General features: G+C 48.3%; 20 protein-coding genes. 15 read left to right on the top strand and 5 right to left on the bottom strand.

Going from position 1 to position 21,405, the window contains the following annotated elements:
* Positions 1-16 precede the first annotated feature (16 nt).
* Positions 17-1,669 carry a nickel ABC transporter substrate-binding protein gene (locus BLQ82_RS10935; protein WP_244280763.1) on the top strand — a complete coding sequence of 551 codons (1,653 nt, stop codon included), beginning with the start codon at positions 17-19 and terminating at the stop codon, positions 1,667-1,669.
* Positions 1,669-2,421, top strand: coding sequence for a class I SAM-dependent methyltransferase (locus tag BLQ82_RS10930; protein WP_062527273.1), 753 nt, complete (start codon positions 1,669-1,671; stop codon positions 2,419-2,421). Before BLQ82_RS10935 ends, BLQ82_RS10930 begins: the two co-directional genes overlap by 1 nt.
* Before the next feature lie 16 nt (positions 2,422-2,437).
* Here BLQ82_RS10930 and BLQ82_RS10925 read toward each other — a convergent pair whose 3' ends face one another.
* The 3 genes from BLQ82_RS10925 to BLQ82_RS10915 are packed head-to-tail and all read right to left on the bottom strand — an operon-like array spanning position 2,438 to position 5,278.
* Entirely contained in the window at positions 2,438-3,109 is a 672-nt protein-coding gene (locus tag BLQ82_RS10925; RefSeq protein ID WP_062527276.1) for a LutC/YkgG family protein, read from the bottom strand.
* A complete protein-coding gene (locus BLQ82_RS10920; RefSeq protein ID WP_062527277.1) occupies positions 3,106-4,533 on the bottom strand; it encodes a LutB/LldF family L-lactate oxidation iron-sulfur protein in 1,428 nt (475 codons plus the stop codon). Before BLQ82_RS10920 ends, BLQ82_RS10925 begins: the two co-directional genes overlap by 4 nt.
* Entirely contained in the window at positions 4,514-5,278 is a 765-nt protein-coding gene (locus BLQ82_RS10915) for a (Fe-S)-binding protein (RefSeq protein WP_062527279.1), read from the bottom strand. Before BLQ82_RS10915 ends, BLQ82_RS10920 begins: the two co-directional genes overlap by 20 nt.
* Before the next feature lie 166 nt (positions 5,279-5,444).
* Here BLQ82_RS10915 and aldA point away from each other — a divergent pair, with 166 nt between their 5' ends.
* The 8 genes from aldA (at position 5,445) to BLQ82_RS10875 (ending at position 15,347) form a co-directional block, all read left to right on the top strand.
* Positions 5,445-6,890, top strand: coding sequence for an aldehyde dehydrogenase (aldA, locus tag BLQ82_RS10910; protein ID WP_280140363.1), 1,446 nt, complete (start codon positions 5,445-5,447; stop codon positions 6,888-6,890).
* A 468-nt stretch (positions 6,891-7,358) separates the two neighbouring features.
* On the top strand, positions 7,359-8,435 hold the full coding sequence (locus BLQ82_RS10905; protein WP_244280762.1) for a zinc-dependent alcohol dehydrogenase: 1,077 nt from the start codon (positions 7,359-7,361) through the stop codon (positions 8,433-8,435).
* Between the two features lie 37 nt (positions 8,436-8,472).
* On the top strand, positions 8,473-10,410 hold the full coding sequence (locus tag BLQ82_RS10900; RefSeq protein WP_062527281.1) for an alpha-amylase family protein: 1,938 nt from the start codon (positions 8,473-8,475) through the stop codon (positions 10,408-10,410).
* Between the two features lie 19 nt (positions 10,411-10,429).
* Complete coding sequence (locus BLQ82_RS10895) at positions 10,430-11,575, top strand: sugar ABC transporter substrate-binding protein (protein ID WP_062527283.1); 1,146 nt, start codon at positions 10,430-10,432, stop codon at positions 11,573-11,575.
* Between the two features lie 15 nt (positions 11,576-11,590).
* Entirely contained in the window at positions 11,591-12,250 is a 660-nt protein-coding gene (locus BLQ82_RS10890; RefSeq protein ID WP_062527286.1) for a RibD family protein, read from the top strand.
* A 21-nt stretch (positions 12,251-12,271) separates the two neighbouring features.
* Entirely contained in the window at positions 12,272-13,633 is a 1,362-nt protein-coding gene (locus BLQ82_RS10885; RefSeq protein WP_062527288.1) for an MATE family efflux transporter, read from the top strand.
* A gap of 273 nt (positions 13,634-13,906) precedes the next feature.
* The gene (locus BLQ82_RS10880) at positions 13,907-14,440 is read left to right on the top strand and encodes a YceI family protein (RefSeq protein WP_062527290.1); all 534 of its coding nucleotides are present in this window, start codon (positions 13,907-13,909) and stop codon (positions 14,438-14,440) included.
* Between the two features lie 130 nt (positions 14,441-14,570).
* Positions 14,571-15,347, top strand: a complete 777-nt coding sequence (locus tag BLQ82_RS10875) for a hypothetical protein (RefSeq protein ID WP_062527292.1) — start codon at positions 14,571-14,573, stop codon at positions 15,345-15,347.
* 230 nt (positions 15,348-15,577) lie between these two features.
* Here BLQ82_RS10875 and BLQ82_RS10870 read toward each other — a convergent pair whose 3' ends face one another.
* Positions 15,578-16,651: a hypothetical protein gene (locus tag BLQ82_RS10870; RefSeq protein ID WP_062527295.1), complete on the bottom strand. Its 1,074-nt coding sequence runs from the start codon at positions 16,649-16,651 to the stop codon at positions 15,578-15,580.
* Between the two features lie 254 nt (positions 16,652-16,905).
* Here BLQ82_RS10870 and BLQ82_RS10865 point away from each other — a divergent pair, with 254 nt between their 5' ends.
* Positions 16,906-17,370 carry a DUF6097 family protein gene (locus BLQ82_RS10865; protein WP_062527297.1) on the top strand — a complete coding sequence of 155 codons (465 nt, stop codon included), beginning with the start codon at positions 16,906-16,908 and terminating at the stop codon, positions 17,368-17,370.
* A 124-nt stretch (positions 17,371-17,494) separates the two neighbouring features.
* On the opposite strand, the gene BLQ82_RS10860 is transcribed toward BLQ82_RS10865, so the two are convergent.
* Positions 17,495-18,100, bottom strand: coding sequence for a TetR/AcrR family transcriptional regulator (locus BLQ82_RS10860; RefSeq protein ID WP_062527299.1), 606 nt, complete (start codon positions 18,098-18,100; stop codon positions 17,495-17,497).
* 198 nt (positions 18,101-18,298) lie between these two features.
* On the opposite strand from BLQ82_RS10860, the gene BLQ82_RS10855 reads away from it, so the two are divergent.
* The 4 genes from BLQ82_RS10855 to BLQ82_RS10840 all read left to right on the top strand — a co-directional run bounded on the left by BLQ82_RS10855 (position 18,299) and on the right by BLQ82_RS10840 (position 21,299).
* Entirely contained in the window at positions 18,299-19,078 is a 780-nt protein-coding gene (locus BLQ82_RS10855; protein WP_062527302.1) for a nuclear transport factor 2 family protein, read from the top strand.
* Positions 19,079-19,082: 4 nt separating this feature from the next.
* The gene (locus BLQ82_RS10850) at positions 19,083-20,240 is read left to right on the top strand and encodes a YhgE/Pip domain-containing protein (protein ID WP_062527304.1); all 1,158 of its coding nucleotides are present in this window, start codon (positions 19,083-19,085) and stop codon (positions 20,238-20,240) included.
* Positions 20,241-20,337: 97 nt separating this feature from the next.
* Entirely contained in the window at positions 20,338-20,928 is a 591-nt protein-coding gene (locus BLQ82_RS10845; RefSeq protein WP_062527306.1) for a TetR/AcrR family transcriptional regulator, read from the top strand.
* Positions 20,929-20,960: 32 nt separating this feature from the next.
* Positions 20,961-21,299, top strand: a complete 339-nt coding sequence (locus BLQ82_RS10840) for a DUF1801 domain-containing protein (protein WP_062527812.1) — start codon at positions 20,961-20,963, stop codon at positions 21,297-21,299.
* Positions 21,300-21,405: the final 106 nt, after the last annotated feature.

The raw sequence follows: 21,405 nt of genomic DNA, 5'->3' as shown, positions 1-21,405 counted from the left end.
GGGAGTTATATTAGGGATGACAAGGAATTCAAAGCGAATCAGAGGTTTAACAAAAACTTTGGCTATGATCATACTGGCTGCATTCTTAATGATTGCCGGTTGCAGCAATAACAGCAATAACAGAGATAACAGCGGTTCAACAGGTCAATCATCCGAAGGGCCGGATAAAGTAGTCACTGTAGCAATATCGGCAGACCCTGGTATAGATCAGCTTGATGCTGGCGCCTATAAAGGTTCGATGAGTGTACATGCGATGATCTATGACGGATTAGTGGAGTATGGGGAAAAAGGCAGCATTCTGCCGGCATTGGCAGAGTCCTGGGATATATCCGAAGATGGAAAAGTGTATACTTTTCATCTTCGCCATGGAGTGAAGTTCTCGGATGGCACTGATTTTAATGCCGCTGCGGTTAAATTCTCTTTTGAACGCTGGATCAACGACCCGGCCAATTCATTGAATGTAGCTGCAGCGATGCAGTCTATGGACGTTGTAGATGACCATACCCTCACCATGACCTTCAACAAAGCCTATTATCCGTTCCTTACCGAGTTGTCTTTTGCCAGACCGGTGCGAATCATTAGCCCTTCTGCCGTTGAACCCCCCGGAGAGGTTACCGGAAAATTTGTCAAAGCCGTCGGCACGGGGGCATGGATGGCGGAGAGCTACAAGACGGATCAGGAGGCAGTGCTCGTCAGAAATCCTTATTACTGGGGAGAAGCACCCAAGCTGTCCAAGCTTATTCTTAAGGTTATTCCCGATCCGCAATCCAGAGTGCTGGCGCTGCAAAGCGGGGATGTAGATATTGCAGGAGGCCAGCCCGGCAAGCTTCCGGTAGAAAGCGTACCGGTTATTGAAGGTGACTCCAGTTTGAGTCTGCAAAAAGCACCAGGAACCAATTCGCATTTCATGATTTTTAATTACAACACTCCTGCTCTGCAGGATCTGAACGTGCGCAAAGCCATTAATTTAGCCATTAACAAAAAAAGCATTATCGATGATCTGTTGGATGGTACCGGCAGCGAAGCCAAAGGTCTATTCCCCTTAACCGTACCCTATGTAACAGATCAGAATAATACCTGGTATGGCTTTGATCCGGAGGAAGCAAAACAGCTTCTTGCCGCAGCCGGTTATAGGGATTCTAATGGGGATGGAACGGTCGAAAAGGACGGCACGCCACTGGAGCTTAGTTTTGTACTGCAGCAAGCCGAGTTTCCGGAATGGAAATCCGTCAGTGAGCTGATCCAGTCCGAGCTGAAGGCGATAGGCATTACCGTGAATCTCCAGATTCTTGAGCCTAACGCGTATTACGATGCATTATGGACCACTAAAGCATATGACCTTATCATGTACCGTACCTACGATGATGCTTATAATCCGCATGCCTTCCTCCTGTCCCTGTTCCATAAGACTGCGGAGGCACCAGCTGTTGCATGGCCGGACGCCGTATTGGAATCATTCATTGATACAGCGGTAGGAAGTACAGATCTGCTGGTGAGGCAAAAGGCTTATGACTCGATCTTTGGCAGGCTGTATGAGGAAGCCATGTTTGGAGCCCTGTACTTTCCGGACGAGGTCATGGCGGTGAACAAGCGGCTGAAGGGTTTCAAGCCCGGGTACACCACCTTCACACCGGTCTTCTGGAATCAGCTGGACATAGGTGAAGAATGATGCTGAAAGAAATATCTAAATATTGGACCTCCAGCTCGGCTGGTTATGATAAGGTAATCCAAACTCAATTCCGCAGCAGGAAAACCGTCAGACTGTGGAAGCAGCTGCTTATTCAAGGAATAGGACTCAAATCCCGTCAAAAAGTACTTGATGTGGGAACAGGCCCGGGCTTTTTCTCAATCCTTTTATCACAGATGGGGCATCAGGCAACAGCAGTGGATGCTTCACCGGGAATGATTGAACGGGCCTCGCAAAACTTTGACCGCTATGGATGCAAAGTTCAGGCATATGTGGGCGATGCGGCGGATTTAAGTGCGGAGCCGGATAACAGCTTCGACGCAGTCGTCTGCCGCGATATGGTGTGGACGCTGCCCGAGCCGCAGAAGGCTTATGCGGAGTGGCACCGCATTCTGAAGCCGGGCGGTACTCTGATTGTTTTTGACGGCAACTATATGTATAAGGAAAACAGGTCTTTATTCCGCAGGCTCTGGTACGCTTTATCCTGGCTTCTGATTCTGATTACGGAAAAAAGAATCCGGCAGCGCAGCAGCGGGGATAAAAGCCTGCTCAGTGAGCTGCCGTTTGTAAACGTGCTCCGGCCTGAAGCAGATGAACAGGCTCTATTGCACGCAGGATTCCGCATATTCGATACCCGCCGGAATTTCATTCCTGCCCGCAAGCTGCCGCTTAATTACTTGAAGTATGGTTATGAGAATGTTAACCGGTTCATGATTATCGCCAAAAAGGAGTGATCTGCTAAATTAATTGTTAGATAAGTACATAGGCCGCCCGCAGCGGACCATGCACCCCGACAACGAGCTGCATTTCAATATCGGCTGAATTCGAAGGGCCGGAGATGAAATTGATCGAGGAACCCAGCGGCTCCCCCGCTTGAATCCGCCGGTTCAGATCTGCTGCAGCCTGGGTCGAGCGGAGCACGATCCGCTTTTTTTCAATCACCGCAATATAATGGGCAGGCAGAAAATGCAAGGCGCGCCCTTGATCCGGGCGGCTCCCGACAACAACCGTACCAGACTCGGCCAGCGCATAGTCGGCAAAAATAATCGCCGTATTGGCTGCTTCGGAGCGCAGAATATTCTGCTCCCTTCCTGCCGCTTCCTCCCAGACGGAAGCATTTGCGAATTTCAGCCCATATTCGGCAAACCGGGCATCTCCGGAAGTGATTACAGCCCCTCCGCCATTCGCGGCGACCAGATCATCTAAGGTTTGCTGCAAGATTTCCGCATTCGATTCAATCACCTGCGTGTGGATGAAAAAGCACTGCTCCTTAAGGATGTCTATCAGTTCATCGGATGTTAGACTGCCATAGCTGTCCGGAGCCAAGACCTGCAAGCCGGGCCGCTGGACATCATAGATACGCTCCCGCCCCAGCTTGGAGGCGATTAAGTTTAAGAATGAATCCTTATTGGATGCCGTCATTGGCCACTCCCTCCTTTGCGCTTATCAAGCCAGGCCCGGAAGCTGTCCTGCTGCCTGACCGGCTGGCTGAGATCACGGGCGTTGATCCAGCCGCGGACCAGTTGCGGTCCTCTTACAATTCGTCCATGCCTGCTGATCAGCCGGCTGGCCGGGTTCGCAAGCCGCAGGGCTTTGCCGAACAAAGCCTGGGAGGCCAGCAGCCTTCCGGCTGTCTTCATCTGGAGCCTTTCTGCAGCACCGGTGCGTTTTTCTTTTACAATATTCTGGCGGTGCAGGATCAGCTGCTCATGCAGCGGGATTTTGACCGGACAGACATCCGTACAAGCGGCACACAGGCTGGAGGCAAAAGGAAGCTCTTTATAGTCATCGTAGCCGCCCAGCAGCGGGGTGATTACCGCTCCAATCGGTCCCGGATAAATCGACCCGTAGGCATGGCCTCCGATATGGCGGTAGACGGGGCAGACATTAAGACAGGCGCCGCAGCGGATGCACTGCAGGGCTTCGTTGAATTCGCTGCCGAGAATCTCGGAGCGGCCGTTGTCCACGACCACCAGATGGAAGTCCTCGGGGCCATCCGTCTCCCCGGCTGCAGAGGGCCCGATGACGGAAATATAGCTGGTCAATTTTTGCCCGACCGCGCTCCGGCAGAGCAGATTATCCAGCACTTCCATCTCTTCAAGCGTTGGCACAATGCGCTCCATGCCCATCACCGCGATATGCGTTTTCGGTATGGCGGCGGTGAGGTCACCGTTGCCTTCGTTGGTCACCAGATTGATCGCGCCCAGGTTGGCGACAGCGAAGTTGCAGCCGGTGATCCCGACATCTGCCTCCAGGAACTTCTGCCGCAATACCGTCCGGGCAAAACGGGCCAGGTTCTCCGGACTCTCGTCGCCGGTATAGCCAAGCTTCTCCGTGAACACGCTTTGGATTTGCGTCCGGTCCTTATGCAGCGCAGGGGCCACAATATGTGAAGGCGGGTCCCAATCATCCATCTGGAGGATGTATTCACCCAGATCCGTCTCGGTCAGTTCACAGCCAGCTTCCATCAGGACATGGTTCATTTCAATTTCCTCGGTGACCATCGATTTGGATTTGACGATTTTTTTAGCATTCTTCTGTACGATGATGTCCCGGATATAGCCGCTCGCTTCTTCTTTGGTTTTGGCAAAATAGATGTGTCCGCCCTTTTTCTCAATGTTATCCGCCAACTGCCCCAGGTAATAATCCAGATGTTTCAGCGTATGCTGACGGATTTGCTGGCCTAGGGTACGCCACTGCTCCCAGTCCCCAAGAGTGGTTGCGGCTGACAGGCGCCTGGTTTTCAGGCTGTCCTGGGCTGAGCTTACAGCGTTTCTCATAAAAGGATTACCGATGCCGTCAGTAGTCCGTTCGTTGAATTCCCGTTTATCCGTTTGCAGGCTCATGTCCGGCTTCCTCCTTTGTAGCGGCGGGATTGTAATGATTCAGCACTTCTGCAATGTGCATGATTTTTACGGGTTCTCCCTTACGGGACAGGCGGCCCCCGATGTTCAGCAGGCAGCCCATATCTGCACTAATCAGGATGTCCGCTCCGGTTTCGGCTACACAACCGCATTTTTCATCGACCATCTGCTCAGAGATTTCCGGCATTTTTACCGAAAAGGTTCCCCCGAAGCCGCAGCAATTATCGCTGTTTTTCAGCGGCTCCATTTGCAGTCCCTGTACCTGCTCAAGCAATTGGAACGGGGTTTCCCTTTCGCCCAGCAGTCTTGTCATATGGCAGGAACGGTGGTAGGTGGCGGTACCTTCGAGACTTGCACCCACATCGGTAATGCCGAGTACCCGTACGATGAACTGGGTGAACTCATATGATTTCTCCTTTAACGCAACCGCTTTCAACTCCCATTGGGGATCTCCCTTGAAAATTTTCGGGTATTCATGGAACATAGCGATGCAGGAGCCGGACGGGCCTACAACATAATCGGAATGTTCAAAGGCAAGCATCATATTTTTCATTGCCAGCTTGGAATCTTCCAGATAGCCGCTGTTATACGCGGGTTGGCCGCAGCACACCTGCGAAGCGGGGAAATCGATTTCACAGCCCAGCCTTTCGAGAACTTGGACCATAGCGATCCCGACATTCGGGGTCATCAGGTCCACTACGCAGGTTGAAAAAATACTGACTTTCATTCCTATCCCTCCAATCGCAGCCTTCACAACACTAGCTTAACTCAAAAAGTCAATAAAAAACAACACAAAAACAAATAATAAATGTGAATGTTGTTGACAAAAAATATTGATAACGTTTACACTGATGGGGAGCAAATGGAACTATCTACCTTAAGGGGGAGAAACAGTGGAAAAACATTTGATGTATATCGACGGCCAGTTTACCGAGTCTGAAGGCAAAGAGTGGATGGATGTAACCAATCCGGCAACAGATGAAGTCATTTCACAGGTCCCCAAAGCTGCAAGGAATGACGTGATCCGTGCCATCCATGCAGCGGATAAGGCCCAGACTGCCTGGGAAGAAACGCCTGCGGTGGAGAGAGGAAAGTATCTTCATGCCATTGCCGAAGGGATCCGGGCGGAGGCGGACAGCCTGGCCAGACTGATCTCCCAAGAGGTAGGCAAGACCTTGGAACTGTCCACGGTCGAGGTTAACTTTACAGCAGACTATATGGACTATATGGCAGAATGGGCCCGCCGGTATGAAGGTGAGATCGTTCAGAGTGACCGGGATAATGAGCATATATTTGTGTTCAAACGGGCGATTGGGGTCACTACCGGCATACTCCCATGGAATTTCCCATTCTTTTTGATTGCCAGAAAAATGGCGCCGGCGCTGATCACCGGAAATACGATTGTCGTCAAGCCCAGTGCCGAATCTCCGAACAATGCAGTGGCTTTTGCCAAAATTGTTGACAAATCCGGTCTTCCCGGAGGCGTGTTCAACCTGGTTACGGGTAAAGGCGGAGAGGTCGGCAATGAACTGGCCAGCAACCCTAAGGTCGGAATGGTCAGTCTAACCGGCAGTGTGCCGGCCGGACAAAAGGTGATGGAGGCCGCAGCCGAAAATATCATCAAGGTCAGCCTGGAGCTTGGCGGCAAGGCACCTGCTATTGTGATGGACGATGCCGATCTGGACTTGGCCATCAAGGCGATTGTTGATTCCCGGGTGATTAATACCGGGCAGGTCTGCAACTGTGCGGAGCGGGTCTATGTGCATGAGACCATCAAGGACGAATTCACCAGCCGTCTGGTTGAGGCTATGAAAGCGGTGAAATATGGCGATCCGCTGAAAGACACGGATATTCAGATGGGTCCATTGATTAACAAGGCAGCGCAGGAATCCGTGCAGCAAAAGGTTGACCGTGCAGTACAAGAGGGAGCCAAAATCGCCCTTGGCGGTAAAAAGGTTGAGGGAGCAGGCAGCTTTTTTGAGCCGACGGTTATTACCGGTGCCACCAATGAAATGGAAATCGTCCAAGAGGAAATCTTCGGGCCGGTCATCCCGATCATTTCATTCTCTAACCTGGATGAAGCGATCGCGCTTGCCAATGACAGTGAGTTCGGCTTGACCTCTTCCCTGTATACCCGGAATCTGAACGTCGCCATGAAAGTCATCAAGCGGCTCAAATACGGGGAAACCTATATTAACCGCGAGAACTTCGAAGCGATGCAAGGCTTCCATGCAGGCTGGAGAAAATCCGGCATCGGCGGCGCGGACGGCAAACACGGCTTGAATGAATATCTGCAGACCCATGTGGTGTATTTGCAGTACGATAAATCGGTCAACTGAAATTTGTATATAGCTTGAACCTGGAAAACTAAGGATAAGGGGCTGCATACAACAGCGGCCGGAAGTCCAAACATTCTCTGGAGTCACGGCCAATCCCAAAATCGAAAGATCTCAAGTTCAGTTTATATAGAAAATGAATAATGAACTTATCCGATACGGTCCGAAAGGGCCGTTTTTTTGCGTGGTGCTGGCCCGGAATCTTCAGCTGTAGGAAGAGGGCGGGAGCACAAATTATGAGCGGATTGAAAAAAATATGAGGATTGTCAAAATTCGACAAAATTTCCCTTACTTTTTCAAAAACCTGTGTTAGGATAGAAAAGGTAATTGCACAAACGTTTGCACAAAAAATCAAAATTTTCGTTATCCGGAACTGAAGGAGATGTTTTGCAGTTAAATGAAAAGAAAAGAAAGAGAAAGTAAAAAAATGTAAGATAAAAGCGGATGTGAAAAAAGAAAGGATATGGAGCAATGAAATCAGAAAAAGCTGAATGTGCAGAATCGCGTAAGATGCCGGCGTTGGTGTGGAACTCTCAGAAGCTGAATCTGTCCGAACAGGACATCCCGGTTATCACGCTTGCTACTGATGTCAAAGTGAAGATCCAGATGACAGGCATCTGCGGAACTGATCTGGCAGTTATCACAGGTAAGGAACCTGGAGTTCCTGGAGTGATACGCGGTCATGAAGCCGTAGGTACTGTCGTTGAAACCGGCAGCAATGTAACAAGCTTAAAAGCAGGCGACAGAGTAGTTGTCGATCCCAATCACAGCTGCGGCAAATGCAGGTTTTGCCTTCAAGGCAAGCTGCATCTCTGCACAGGAACGGATGGACAAGGTATGCCTATTGCCGGATTGAATAAAAATGGAACTTTTGCTCCATGGTTCGTTTCAGAAGAAAAATTTTTACACAAATTACCTGAGCAGATGAGCTGGGAAGCGGCATTGGCCACTGAACCCCTCGCCTGTGTTCTTCATAACTTCCGGGAAGCCAGAGCTAAAAAAGGAGACGCGGTATTAATCCTTGGTTCGGGTCCGATGGGATTACTGTGTCAATTTGTTGCTAAACGCATAGGGTGCACCACTGTTTCAATAGAAATCAATGAAGGACGACTGGCAAAGGCACAGCAAATCTCTGACTATGCCTGCCCGCCGGAGGAGCTGACCGCAGAGCAAGTGTTCCGCATTCTGGGAGATAAGAAATTTGACATCGTCATTGATGCGGTGGGCACACAGATGGAGATGGCGGAGCAGTGGGTGGAGCGCGGCGGTACGATCATTCCCTTCGGGATAAACGGACGATATAAGTACACCATCTCACCTACTTATTATACCCAGAACGCAGTACGGCTGCTGGGGGCCGGTGAATATCTGAACACCTTTGAGGATGCCTTGCAGTTTGCAAAAGACGTACCGGAGGTATCTACCCTGATCACACGTAAGTACAGTTTGGATCAATTCGAGACAGCAATCCAGGAGTTGCTGGGGAACAGCGGGAATTCTGAGGTTTCTTCGGAGCACCCCGTTTTGAAATCGGCATTTATTTTCTGAAAAAATATTAAATCCCTGTATAGAGGAGATCTACTTGATGATCAGACATAACCATAGAGTAAACCGGATGCTTGACTATTTTGCAGACTGCCGGGTTCCCAACACAGAACCCATTTGGATACCTGCGTTGTGGAACGAGTGCGGCTATGTATCGACATTGGATAGCAAGGATGGCGAAATTCTTGTTGAACCGGCAAGATTTATGGTTAAACATCTGCAGTACTTGCTTGAGTTGTCTTCTGATTATGCTCATATCGACCAGGCAGATTTAGATGATAGTGTCATCTACTGCTCTTTACTCCGTTATACCTCGGCCTGGGACTATACTCATACCGGGAATATCCAATCCGGAACATTCCTGAAATTTATGATTCTGCTGCCCATGCTGAAAAAAATGAATGTCAATATCCTTTATCTGCTGCCTGTCACCCGGTACAGCAATTTGAATCTCAAAGGGGATATCGGTTCGCCGTACGCAGTGTACAGCCTGTTTGATTTGGATGAGAATTTACATGATCCGTTGCTGGACGGCATGGAGAACCTGACCATTCACGATGAGTTGGCGACCTTGGTTGAGGCCTGCCATTTGCTGGATATCAAAGTTGTGCTGGATTTAATCCCCCGGGTGGGTGCACGGGACAATGTTTTTTTAGCCGAACACCCGGACTGGTTTTACTGGATTGATCTGAACGCGCTGCCCGGATTCCAGCCCCCGCACATTGACGGATTGGAATTCTTCTCAGAGTGCACACCTGACAGACTGGAAACCATTTACCGCAGCACGGAAACCTTACCTTTTCTGAATCAATTCCGTCTGCCGCCGAATGAACTGGACCCGGACCTTTGGAACGATCTCAAAAAACGCGCGCTTGAGTCCGGCGAGTCTCTATTGCCATTGATTGAACAGGAGATGGGCATTACGCCGGCTCCCGCCCATTCGGATTGGATTAATGATGTTCAGCCGATCTGGACGGATATAGCCTTTTTCCGTCTGTACAAGGACCCTTCGCCATTGGTCCGGCCTTATTTGCCTGAAGGTCAACCCCCATATGTGCTCTTCGATACGATCAAGTGCAATATTTACCCCGGGGAAGAGCCGAACCGGGAATTATGGGACACGCTGATAGAGGCCGCCTGCTTCCAATTGAAAACTTATAACATTGACGGCTTCCGGGTGGATATTGGACACACGCTCCCTGTTCCCTTGCTGCAATCTATGTTTAAGGTGATCAAAGATATACAGCCGGCAGCGATTCTGATCAGCGAGGATTTATTCAACCGCAATCACCGGGAAGCGGCAAAAACCGGATACAATGTGATGTTAGGCAGCGGCTGGAATATCATGACCGATATCCGTGTCGAACGTTTGCAGGATTATTTACGGGAGCTTCCGGAACTGCAGATTCATGTGTTTGCCTGCTCGGAGACGGCGGATACACCGCGCATTACAAGCCGGGGCGGAACGGAACTGGCCCGGCTTATGACGGTATTTAATTATTTCCTGCCGAACGGGATCCCATATCTGACTACAGGTATGGAAGTTTATGAGGAGCAGCCCCTCAATTGCGGTCTCGGGGATAATACCGGCGGTGCGGATATTCCAAAAGCTTTTTTCAATACCATGGCCATCAACTGGGCCAGTGAATCAACCTTACTGCCGCTTCTGGAGCAATTGCAGCAGATGAAGCGACAGCATGCTAATCTGCTGAAGCCTGCGAACTTCTATCTTTCCGACTCACAAGGCGATATTTTGATCTACTCTTACTATTGGAAAGATGAACTGTTCAGTGCTTGTTTTAATTTGAACCCGGATCAAGAGCAAACCTTGCGGACTGAGCTGATCTATCCGGGCCAAAAGAAGACAAGCCTGCTGCTGGAAAGCGAACAGGGTGGCTGGAACCGGCTCAGCAGCGAAGGAACCTATGAAATGCGGCCATATCAAGCTTTGGTACTTTTTACGGAAATAATCAAATGACGAAGGAGGAAGGACGGCTATGAACAAACAAGTTGCACAGCAGCTGAATATCTGGCATGAATTCGATGGGAAGGGAGATACATCCATAGAGGTGCTGGAACAGCTCTGCCGTGCTTACACCACTGAATCCGGAGCGTCCGTTATTCCCGAGGTCATGAATATCACCGAACTGACCGCCCGCCTGCAGCAGATAAGAACTGGCGGGGCTGGCCCGCAAATGGCTCTGGTTCCGGCAGATATGGCTGGTTACGCGGAAGGCGCCATGTATTCGGAGATTCCTGAGAAATTCTGGTCAATGTCCGGCCTCCCCGATGTGGATATCCGTTACTCCATGCAGTCCAACGGCAAGCAGTATGGCATTCCTATTCTAAAAGGCAACCATTTGGTTCTATTTTACAATCCGGAAATCTACCCGGAGGCTCCCGCTTCCTGGGAGGCAATTGAACAACAGGCCGAAGCGTTAATGGCTAAAGGCATTGTTCCGGCCGCTGCTGATCTGGCCGACCCGTATTGCTTTATTCCGTTTCTGACCGCATTTGGAGGCTGGCCGCTCAAGGAGGGGAATCCCGATCTGGCGTCTTTTGAGATGGATGCGGCTCTGCGGTTTGTTCAGCGGCAGCTTGCCCAAAAGGTGCTCGGCAGTTTTCATGGTCCAACTGAACTCCTGGACCGTTTTATCGCCGGCGAGATTGGAGCGATCATCTGCGGGGAATGGATTTACAATTATTTAGATCTTCAAATGAGAGACAGATTGCTTGTAGGTGCGCTGCCGTCGATTAATGGCAATCCGGCGGCCTCCATGTGTTCATCCATCGGTCTGGTCTTTCCGCAGCATTCGCTGGAATCGGAGCAAGCGGATGAGCTTCTGTCTTTCGCGGCGTATCTGCTGAATGAAAGCAGCCAACTGGAATGGGCGGAGCGGGTGCAGCGGATCCCCGTGCATTCCCGTGTATTGGATAACGTTAAGGCAGCCGCCTCGCCGGCTAGAGCTAAACTAATTACCTGCCTTGATAATGCCCGTAACATGCCGGTTGAGCCGGTTATGCGGAATATCTGGGACGCTATGGCCGTTGGTCTGCAACATTTAACAGATAAAGATGCCGGGCGAATCATGAGGTTAATGAAGGAGCATGTGAACAGCAGCCTCATTCAACAAACTTTATAGAGAAGAGGGAGAACGATGAAAACAACTATTTTTAGCCAAGTGTCGATAGACGGCAAACTTACTTTGGGTGCCGGAAAATCCAGCAAACAGTTGTTCAGTATGTTCGAGGAGCCCGATATTAAATACATTCATCAATTCAGGGGTTTAATTGACGCGATCATGGTAGGTAAAAATACAATTCAATATGATGATCCGATGCTGACCAACCGGTATGAGGAGAATAAAAACCCGCTGCGGATTATCCCGACAACACATATGGATATTTCGTTGGACAGCCATGTCCTTTCTGACGACGGCAGAACGCTGATCGTTACCACCGAAAACGGCAAGAATCCTGAAATGATAAGTATTTTGAAGGATAGGAATAAGGATGTGTTAATCTGCGGGAAGGACAAAGTGGATTTTGTGAAGCTGTTTCGTGAGTTGGAAGATCACTACAATGTGCACAGCATTATGATAGAAGGCGGCGGATTCCTTAACTGGAATGTACTGGACCAGGATTTAGTTGACGAGATCATCATCATGCAGCTGCCGATTATTATCGGGGGCGGGACCAATATCACGCTTGTAGACGGCACGGGATATACCGACCTGGATTTCGTGAAAAAATTCAAGGTTGTCGAAGTTCTCCCGAACAAAAACTATACACTGCTTCGTTATCAGAAGGCTGTTTAACAGCGATGGGAGGCCCTGCTAATGTTAAAAGATTCAAAGGCGGATTTTTATAGCAAAATTTATACAATTGCAATTCCTGTAACACTGCAAAGCCTGATTATGGCCCTGCTAACCTTAACCGACCAGCTGATGGTCGGACAGCTAGGCGATGTGGCTGTTGCTTCAGTAGGGATTTCCATAAAAATATACGGGATCATAACTGTAGTATTGGCAGGGCTGGCTACAGGAGTATCCGTTTATGCCGCGCAGTTCTGGGGAAAGAAGGATGAGAAAAGCACTGCACAGCTGCTGGGATTGGGATTGTTTTTTGGTCTGGGAATCTCCGTTATTTTTACGCTGCCTGTTCATTTCTTCCCGCAATTCAGTCTCGGTTTGTTCACGAAAGACCAGCGGCTGATCACAGAGGGATCTGTTTTTCTGGAAATCACTTCACTAAGCTATATTCCTGTCATGCTGACGATGATATTTTCCGCTATATTGCGCGCTACAGGACATGTGAAGCTACCTATGATGACCAGCATTGTTGCTGTATGTATTAACATTGTACTTAATTATCTGCTAATCTTCGGAAACTTTGGCTTTCCGGAATTGGGGATAAAAGGAGCAGCAACTTCGACACTTATCGCCCGTTTGTTTGAATGCTGCTTTATTATTGCGGCTGCCTATAAGCTTCGCCTTCCCGGAGCGACCCATATTCGTGAATGGTTCGGGGCTTCCAGACCACTGATCGGAAAGTTCCTTCGCACCACCTATCCGATCGTATTGACAGAGCTGATTTGGGTGCTCGGTGAAACGGTGTATGCGATTATTTACAGCCGGATGGGAACTGCAGAAATAACCGCAATGACGATAACCTATCCGCTTCAGAGCTTGAGTATTGGATTATTATCCGGGCTCTCAAGTGCGGCGGGTATTATGATTGGAAACAAGCTAGGGGCCGACGAGCAGGATGGGGCACTGGACTTTTCGAAGCGGTTCATTAAGCTGGGGATTTCTGTATCCCTTGGAATAGGTGTATTGGTTGCCGTAACGGCACCTTTATATGTATCCATCTTTCAGGTGTCAGATGAAGCGCGTCACATGGGAACCAGTCTGGTATGGGTATTCGCCGGGTTTCTGTGGGTAAAGGTTGCCAACATGATCTTGGCGGGCGGTATTCTCAACAGCGGGGGTGACAGCAAGTTTGTATTTGCAATGGAAGCCGCTGCGACATGGCTAATCGGTGTTCCTTCCGGATTGTTAATGTCGTTTGTCTGGAAGCAGCCTGTTTTTCTGGTATATATGATTTTGTCATTGGAAGAAGTGGTTAGACTCAGCATCGGATTGGCGCGAATTCACTCCAGGAAATGGATGAAGAACCTGGTCGCTGAAATCTCTGCGTAAGCAATTGAATAAATCTTGAAGTCTCTGATACGGCCCGAAAGGGCCGTATTTTGGCTTGTAGCAGGAACGGATTCTTCAGGGGAGCGAATGTGGGGGTGGTGGATCCTGAATCATTTCGAAATCGGATTCGTGAGGAAGCCGGGAAAATGTTGAAACGCTGCTGACATTACGTTGTCAGTAGCGTTTTTGTATAGTAGGGGTATGCGAAGATCGCAGTGCTTAGAAGACGGGGCAACCTTTCTTACAATCTTATCGTAGAGGTGGAATTTAATCGTGAGCAATGTCAATTGGGAAGTGGATCAGGACCACAGCTCCGTCGAGTTTTCGGTGACGCATTTAATGATTAATAGAATCAAAGGCGTATTCGAGCATTTTCAAGCATGCTTGAGCTTTGACCCCAATGATCTAACAACGCTGGGTGTCCAGGCTTCCATAGATGCCAATAGTATCACAACCCGACAGCCGCAGCGGGATGAGCATCTGAGGGGCGGAGACTTCCTGCATGCAGCCAAGTATCCAACCATTGCCTTTCAAACCACCGGATGCATCCTTACTGGAGAACGGGAATATAAACTTGAGGGCAATCTGACGCTGCATGGAGTAACGAAGCCGGTCACTTTTCATACCGTTTTTGAAGGACTAAACAAAGATCCTCGTGGCCGGGAACGTGCAGGATTTCATTCAACAGCTAGTATTGAACGCAATGAATTTGGTTTGACCTTTAACTCGCCGCTGGAAACTGGCGGGATGATCGTTGGAAATGAGGTGAGGATTGAGCTTTATATCGAGGCAATAAAAATAGAATAATACGATTGACAGCTATAATTAAGATGTGGTAACTTTACCATTGAAAATAAAGGCAATGCAACCTTTGGGTTCAACCTCGCTGAGAAGTGGGTTGGGCCCTTTTTGCATTTAATGCCAGGGGAGGATTCGAATGCTGAGAACAGAATTGCTGTTACAGCGGCTGGATGAGATCGGCCAGTCGCTTGAACGTATGGGGGGAGCTCTTTTATTACTAGGCGTTGGTTCCGTTGGAGTCGAGACAGAACGGTTGGATGAATATTCGGATTTGGATTTCTTTGTTATTGTGAAACCGGGGGAGAAAAACAGATTTATCGACCGGTTGGACTGGCTCGAAGGAGCACACCCTCTTGCCTATTCATTTAAGAATACGGATGACGGGTACAAGGTATTATTCGAGGACGGAATTTTCGGGGAATATGCTGTATTTGAGGAATGGGAGCTGACGGACATCGCCTATACGGAAGGCCGGGTCATATGGAAGGACCCGGCGTATAGCAATACGGCAATCGCCAAACCTGTAAGTCCGGTTCCAGGCCAAAAAAGTGATTCCTTGAACTTTCCCTTGAACGAAGCCTTAACTAATCTATACGTAGGGCTCTGCCGCTATGCCAGGGGAGAACGCTTATCCGCTACAAGATTTATTCAAGGTTACGCTATAGACCGGATTCTATCCGTACTCCATCTACTGGAACATGAGGAGGATTACTTTCCCGATCCCTTCGGGAATGAGAGACGGTTGGAGAAGAGATATCCCCGGTTTGCGGAAATCATCGGAGGCATGATCCAGGGATATGATCATATTCCCGAATCGGCACTCCGCATTTTAGATTTCTTAGAAGAGGTGTACCCGGTCAATAGACGGTTAAGCGATGAGATACGGCGCTTGGCTAATCTAACTTGCCGGTAGATGCATCAAGGTGAACCTTATCATATAGAACAACAACGTAGGGACTTTAAAATTGAATGAAAATCTTAGCTCCAAGTTCAGTTCGAACAGCAAGAATTACGAACCCGGCAATCTATTAAGAGGCTTCCTCTTAATTACTACATCCGGCGATAAACAGGAAGAATATGCCTTTGTAATAAAATCAGATATATTTGAAGAAAGCAAACGCACAAGCCACTGGCTTGTGCGTTTTACCGATACATTTGCCGGGCGTTCTCATCGAACAGAGCCGTGACATTCGCATAGTTGCGGAGATCAATCCGGTTCTGACGCAGGATTTTCTGGATAAAGATTGTCTCAGTGAACATCCGGTTCACAATTACTCTGCACAGGGTCGGATCATCCCGGAAAAACTCCACCAGTTCGACAATCTGGTCAAAGTCGAAATATAAAATGTAGCACACGTAATTGTGCAGCAGCATGCTGGTAATGTGTTTGCGGTAAGGTGTGGAGGGCACACCCGTAAGCGCATCCCGCATATATCCGAACACTTCAGACCTATTGCGCGCATAAGCGGCAAGAAAATCGTCCGCTTGGTTAATCAGACGTAGGGCTGGCTCCAGACCGGCTTCGGGTGGAAGCTTTAGCCTGGAGGAACGTCCTTCGACTGCTTCCAGTAATTGCAGGGTAAGCCCGCAGCAGGCCTCAATCTCTTGCGGCGAGAGAGTCAGGCAATCGTTATATGCCGCATGATGGTGTGCGTAGTGATCGTGGTACGCTTCGAAATAATCCTGAACGCGGATGCCGGTCTTCGTATGGGTTAAGTCCGGGCCGCGAAAAGAAAAAGCATCCAGCGTCTCTCCATTGACCGGGTGGGCGTATAGATAGAACCAGAAGAAAAAGTCCCGCAGCCCGGCTTTCTGCTCATCAGACAGCATAGAGAGACACTCCCACTGAGCCAGTTGGAAGAAGCAGTAGTGCTTCATCCGGTCATTCATCACGTTGTATGGATGAATTGGAGCGATGGAAGTAGTCGCGTTAATCGTCAGCAGCAGATAGTCCAGCACCTGTTCGCCGTACACGTCCAGCTGCCCGAAACGGGACGCTAGGACGGGCGCTTTGCCCGTGGTATCCGTATAATGCGGGTCGGCGGGACGAAGATCGCTTGTCCAGTCGGTAAACGGCTCGTTCTCGCGGCCTTTCAGGAACAACTCCGTGCTTCCGTCTTCGCACAACGCATACTCGAAGCGGTCTGTTTTCAGTAACGGCAGCCCGCGGCCGAATTTGAGATTAAGGTAATTGTGGTACAGGGCATCAAGTTCCATTTCACATCTCTCCGATTCTGGCAGGATTGGATGACATGGCGATTCATTCGTCCCGGCTTCGGCTTGCTTACGAACTAGGCCGCAGCGCCCGTCATTTATAGTATAAACGATAATCCAGAAACGCCCCGCGGTTCAAGCCAATTTCATTGTCGGGCCTGTTCCTGCGCGTTATAATACAATAGTTGACCGGAGAATCGTGGATCTGATGTCCGAATGATGCCGCCGGAATCTGTAAACGATGGGAGGTGACGACAATGAATGTGGGAAGAACTCTCCTGCGGACGATGGAGTTCAGCCAGCAGTTGGATTTGCTGCACAAGCATATTACGCACAGCGAGCTGCCGGTGCAAAAAAGCGATTCCTTCGACAAGCAGTGCATGCTGCTCGAACAATATCTCGGCGAAAATACTTTTCAAACTACTTACAAGAAAATGAACAGGGTTAATATCCTGTCCGGTTTGTTCGCCCTGCCAGTGCTGCTGATTGTGGCCGCTGCATTTATCTATGGACGCTATATCGACCGGGACTACGATGTTTTCGGATTTTTCATGGACCATCCCGTCTTGTATCTGGTACCCGCCGCGCTGATCGTAGTGACCCTGGTGCTGGCCGTGTTTCATTCGGTGCTGCGGCGGAAGCTGTATGGCCGTATCTACCCGGAGCTGACAAGAAAACTACAGATGAATGCCTCCAGTGGAGTATCGCTATCTGGACGATAACCTCATCCGGAGCAGATCCAAGCTTTGATGCTTAGTTCCTAAAAAAGGCCATCTCCCAAAGATGGCTTTTTTCGCGGTTAAACAACCCATATATCTGCGTTTTTAATTTCACCACCGCTAATTTTTATTCCTCAAAAGCGATACCGGCAACCTTCAAATGCCCGTAGGCCACGAGTCTGCTGAACTGAGACGATACTTCACCCGCAGGAAGAGGCCGATCGTTTTTAACCCACCAAATGATGATCCCCATGAAAGACGATACAAGGTATTCGAACAGCAATTCTTTAGATATCGCTAAAGGAGGATTTCCCTCAGCAGGATTCCACCCCTCATTTAATTTATCTTTTATGATATTTTCCATTTTCACCTGGAACATATAGATTCTATTCTCTTCAATTAACATGGCATAGTAAAAAGAAGTGTTGCGCGAAATATGTTCCAGTACAGTTTGCATGACTGTTTCGAGTATAGCAATACTGTAAGGATTCATGCTGATTGGACAAAGAACGACTGCATTTTTTAATTCGCCCAACAACTCATCCATATATGTATTTAATAAGTCAGGTTTGTTTTCGTAGTGGAGATAAAAAGTATTTCGATTGATCATAGCCCGATCGGCAATATCCTGGATCGTTATCGCTTCATATCCTTTTTCCTGAATAAGCGCAATAAACGCCGTTCGAATCGATTGTTTAGTACGGAGTATTCTTAAATCGGTTTTTTTGCTCATTGTTTGCGCTCTCCTTGCTTAAATTTGAGTCGTTAAGCGACAAAGTGATCTGGATTGTATGTTATCTTTCAATTTCAAAAATATTGAATATTGAGCGTCATATTCTTCTTTATTATAATGAGCGCAAGATAGATAAACAACAAGACGTTCATTATTTATCTAATGACTACCATTTGAGAAAATAAGGAGGATATTCTAATGACATTACACAATCAAAATGAGCTTGTACTTAAGGCAACCGCTGTGCTGGAAAGCTTAGCGAGCGGCAATCCCGAGGCGATTACGAATTACATTCATCCGGATCAATATATTCAGCACAACCAGGCTTTACCTGATGGCCGTGCGGCTATGCTGGGTGCGCTTGATCATTTAAAGGAAATCGGTACAAAGATAAGCATTAAGCGCATTTTAGCCGACGGAGATTATGTTGCCCTTCATTCTGAATATGATTTCTTTGGCCCCAAAATCGGCTTTGATATTTTCCGGTTTGAGAATGGTCTGATCGTCGAACACTGGGATAATATACAGGATAGGGTGGAAAAGACACCAAGTAATCATACGATGATTGACGGACCTGCGACGATTAAGGATATCGACAAAACTGATGCGAATAAAGCATACGTCAAAAGCTATGTCGAGAATATCTTGTTTGGGAAGAACCCGGACTTGCTTGCCTCTTATTTTGCCGGGGATCACTACATTCAGCATAGTCCGCATATTGCAGACGGCCTTTCCGGTGTCGTTGCTGCAATGCAGGGACTGAAGGAGAAAAATATTGAATTTCAATATACTCATCTTCATCAGGTTATCGGACAAGGCGATTTTGTGCTTACAGTGAGTGAAGGCCTCTTTGATGGTCAGCATACCTCTTTTTACGATTTGTTCCGCGTAGAGGATGAAAAGATCACCGAGCATTGGGATGTAATCGAGGCGATCCTGCCGGCAGAAAAACGAAAAAATCAGAACAGTAGATTTTAAACATATGCGTTTATTCAAAAACAAATTAATTGTTACTTTACCCGTTATCGTTATTGCAGTTATCTTCATTTTTAGTCTGGCCATGATTCCTGGCCTCAATCCGGCTCCCCGTAACTTGCCCATTGCTATTGTGAATGAGGATCAAGGCTTGGCGACTCCAGGAGTAAATACGGGCAAGATGATAGTGTCTGATATTCAGTCAGAAACCTGGGCTAATCCGGATGGAGAGCCAGCGGTAAAATGGATCGAAGCGGGCAGTGAAGCAGAAGTAAAGGCCGGACTCGATAACCAAGAATATTATGCTGCATTAGTGATTTCCAAGGATTTCAGCGGGAAGCAGGCATCGCTTATGACGCCGGACCCTTCTTCACCCCGGATGCAGATTTATATCAACCAAGGTATGAATGCATCAGCATCAAGTATGGCTGGGCAAATGCTAAATCAAGCGGTTAATAGCATGAATGAGAAGCTGCGTGCTGAGCTATTAGCGGCTATCGGTCAGCAGGGCGCTATGCTCTCGACAAAACAAGCCGCTGCATTAGCTTCACCCATCGTCAGCGAAATCATTAATGTGAATGCAACCGGTACGCATAATGGAAACGGGAATTCACCGGTTTTGATGCTACAACCTTTGTGGATGGCGAGTCTAATTGGAAACGTGGTTTTCTTGCTTGTCAAAAATAAACAAAATTACATGAATCGTAAAGAGCGGGTCCGGGCGAATATAATCCAGGTCATTTGGGGAACGGTCATCGCTTTGGCGGCTGGATTTAGCTTCACTTGGTTCGCCGGGAGCTTGGGGGTACACATTTCTCATTTCACGGATACCGCTATATTCCTGGCAATTGCTTATTTAGCATTTTTCCTCATGATAGCTGCTGTTTTCGCTTGGATTGGATTAAAAGGCATGATTATTTTTGTACTGCTCCTATTCTTCGGTGCGCCGCTCCTTAGTTTCGGTCCGGAGTTTTTATCTCCGTTTTACCGCAATTGGATACTATCGTGGCTGCCGATGCGCTTCATGGTAGATGGGCTGCGCGAGTTGCTTTTCTTTGGGCAAAGGCTGCGCATGAACCATCCGACATTTATCCTAATCTGGATCGGCACTGGCGGCCTGCTGGTCTTGCTTGCCTCTGCCTTCAGACGTTCCCGAACGGCGTGATGATGCAGAAACTTGACCGGAGGATAATTCTGGGCTATTATAATGTCAGTCATTACTGACAGACATTGCAGCATATCCTACCGAAAGGGAACTGACCATGCGTCCAACTAAGCAAGGGAGTACGGAGAAATTGTTGCATGCTGCGATCGATCTGATCTCGGAAAAAGGCTACAACGGTGTCACGACGCAGGAAATCGCCGCAGCCGCCGGATTAAGCGAAAAAACGCTGTTCCGGCATTTTGGAAGCAAGCAGAATCTGCTTGAATCCGCGCTTGAACGTTTTCAATACGCCGAGGAGATGCGGGTATTTTTTAGCGGGAAGCTTGTGTGGGAGTTAGAAAGTGATCTCTTATCCATAAGCAAAAAATATCATGAGATCATGAACCGTGACCGGAAGCTGATACAGATAGCCATACAGGATGAAGGTCATATTCCGGGATTTAAAGAACGCCGCTTGCAGCATCCCCGCCAGCTGTTGACGTTTCTGACCGAATACTTCAACAAGATGAACGAAAAAGGGATGGCAGCTTGTTCAAACCCGGCCATGCAGGCATTCACATTCATGATGGCGCAATATGGAGCGTTCATTAATGATTTGGAAGCAGGGAACAACTATCCTGGCATCAGCCTTGATCAGTTCATACAAGAGAACGTGAAGATCTTCGTCAAGTCTCTTTCTATTCCTTAAGAACAATGTGAAAAGGAGCTGCAAAAGAAATGATGAACGAAGAAGTTTCTGCATTTATCCTTAATCTTAGTCAACCATGGCAAATTGAGGTCAGCAACCGGCTCCGGCAGATGGTGCATCAAGCAATTCCGGAAGCCGAAGAGCGCATTCAATACAAAAAGCCCCATTTTCTGAAAAATGGACATTATGCGGCGGTTATTTCACCATCGAAAGATGCCATTACCTTCATGATCATGAATGCATCCGGACTAACGGTTCCGGAAGGCTTTGAAGGGCCAGAAGAAAGGAAATGGCTAAAAATCCGAAAAGAGGATACACCCGATTACGATCTGCTTTCCAGTCTGCTGGTTCAGGCTTCCAGTACACTGTAGCATTGACTGATTTTCGGAGTAGACATGTTTGGTACGATATGAGAATGACGGATAACCCGGATAACTGAATATTGTGAAATAATCCTCTCCCAAGGTAAGCTTCAGC

The sequence above is a fragment of the Paenibacillus jilunlii genome (genome assembly GCF_900102965.1).
Classification (GTDB): domain Bacteria; phylum Bacillota; class Bacilli; order Paenibacillales; family Paenibacillaceae; genus Paenibacillus_AQ; species Paenibacillus_AQ jilunlii.
The sequence above is the reverse complement of the archived record's forward strand: the minus strand, read 5'-3'. Positions and strand labels throughout refer to the sequence as shown.

What these genes read in the sequence shown, in the direction of transcription:
- BLQ82_RS10845 (WP_062527306.1), top strand. Translation starts at nt 20,338, where the DNA reads ATGCGTCCAACTAAGCAAGGGAGTACGGAGAAATTGTTGCATGCTGCG.
- BLQ82_RS10915 (WP_062527279.1), bottom strand. Translation starts at nt 5,278, where the DNA reads ATGAAAGTCAGTATTTTTTCAACCTGCGTAGTGGACCTGATGACCCCG.
- BLQ82_RS10840 (WP_062527812.1), top strand. Translation starts at nt 20,961, where the DNA reads ATGAACGAAGAAGTTTCTGCATTTATCCTTAATCTTAGTCAACCATGG.
- BLQ82_RS10905 (WP_244280762.1), top strand. Translation starts at nt 7,359, where the DNA reads ATGAAATCAGAAAAAGCTGAATGTGCAGAATCGCGTAAGATGCCGGCG.
- BLQ82_RS10895 (WP_062527283.1), top strand. Translation starts at nt 10,430, where the DNA reads ATGAACAAACAAGTTGCACAGCAGCTGAATATCTGGCATGAATTCGAT.
- BLQ82_RS10935 (WP_244280763.1), top strand. Translation starts at nt 17, where the DNA reads ATGACAAGGAATTCAAAGCGAATCAGAGGTTTAACAAAAACTTTGGCT.
- BLQ82_RS10890 (WP_062527286.1), top strand. Translation starts at nt 11,591, where the DNA reads ATGAAAACAACTATTTTTAGCCAAGTGTCGATAGACGGCAAACTTACT.
- BLQ82_RS10930 (WP_062527273.1), top strand. Translation starts at nt 1,669, where the DNA reads ATGCTGAAAGAAATATCTAAATATTGGACCTCCAGCTCGGCTGGTTAT.
- BLQ82_RS10885 (WP_062527288.1), top strand. Translation starts at nt 12,272, where the DNA reads ATGTTAAAAGATTCAAAGGCGGATTTTTATAGCAAAATTTATACAATT.
- BLQ82_RS10865 (WP_062527297.1), top strand. Translation starts at nt 16,906, where the DNA reads ATGAATGTGGGAAGAACTCTCCTGCGGACGATGGAGTTCAGCCAGCAG.
- BLQ82_RS10900 (WP_062527281.1), top strand. Translation starts at nt 8,473, where the DNA reads ATGATCAGACATAACCATAGAGTAAACCGGATGCTTGACTATTTTGCA.
- BLQ82_RS10920 (WP_062527277.1), bottom strand. Translation starts at nt 4,533, where the DNA reads ATGAGCCTGCAAACGGATAAACGGGAATTCAACGAACGGACTACTGAC.
- BLQ82_RS10850 (WP_062527304.1), top strand. Translation starts at nt 19,083, where the DNA reads ATGCGTTTATTCAAAAACAAATTAATTGTTACTTTACCCGTTATCGTT.
- BLQ82_RS10925 (WP_062527276.1), bottom strand. Translation starts at nt 3,109, where the DNA reads ATGACGGCATCCAATAAGGATTCATTCTTAAACTTAATCGCCTCCAAG.
- BLQ82_RS10870 (WP_062527295.1), bottom strand. Translation starts at nt 16,651, where the DNA reads ATGGAACTTGATGCCCTGTACCACAATTACCTTAATCTCAAATTCGGC.
- BLQ82_RS10875 (WP_062527292.1), top strand. Translation starts at nt 14,571, where the DNA reads ATGCTGAGAACAGAATTGCTGTTACAGCGGCTGGATGAGATCGGCCAG.
- BLQ82_RS10855 (WP_062527302.1), top strand. Translation starts at nt 18,299, where the DNA reads ATGACATTACACAATCAAAATGAGCTTGTACTTAAGGCAACCGCTGTG.
- BLQ82_RS10860 (WP_062527299.1), bottom strand. Translation starts at nt 18,100, where the DNA reads ATGAGCAAAAAAACCGATTTAAGAATACTCCGTACTAAACAATCGATT.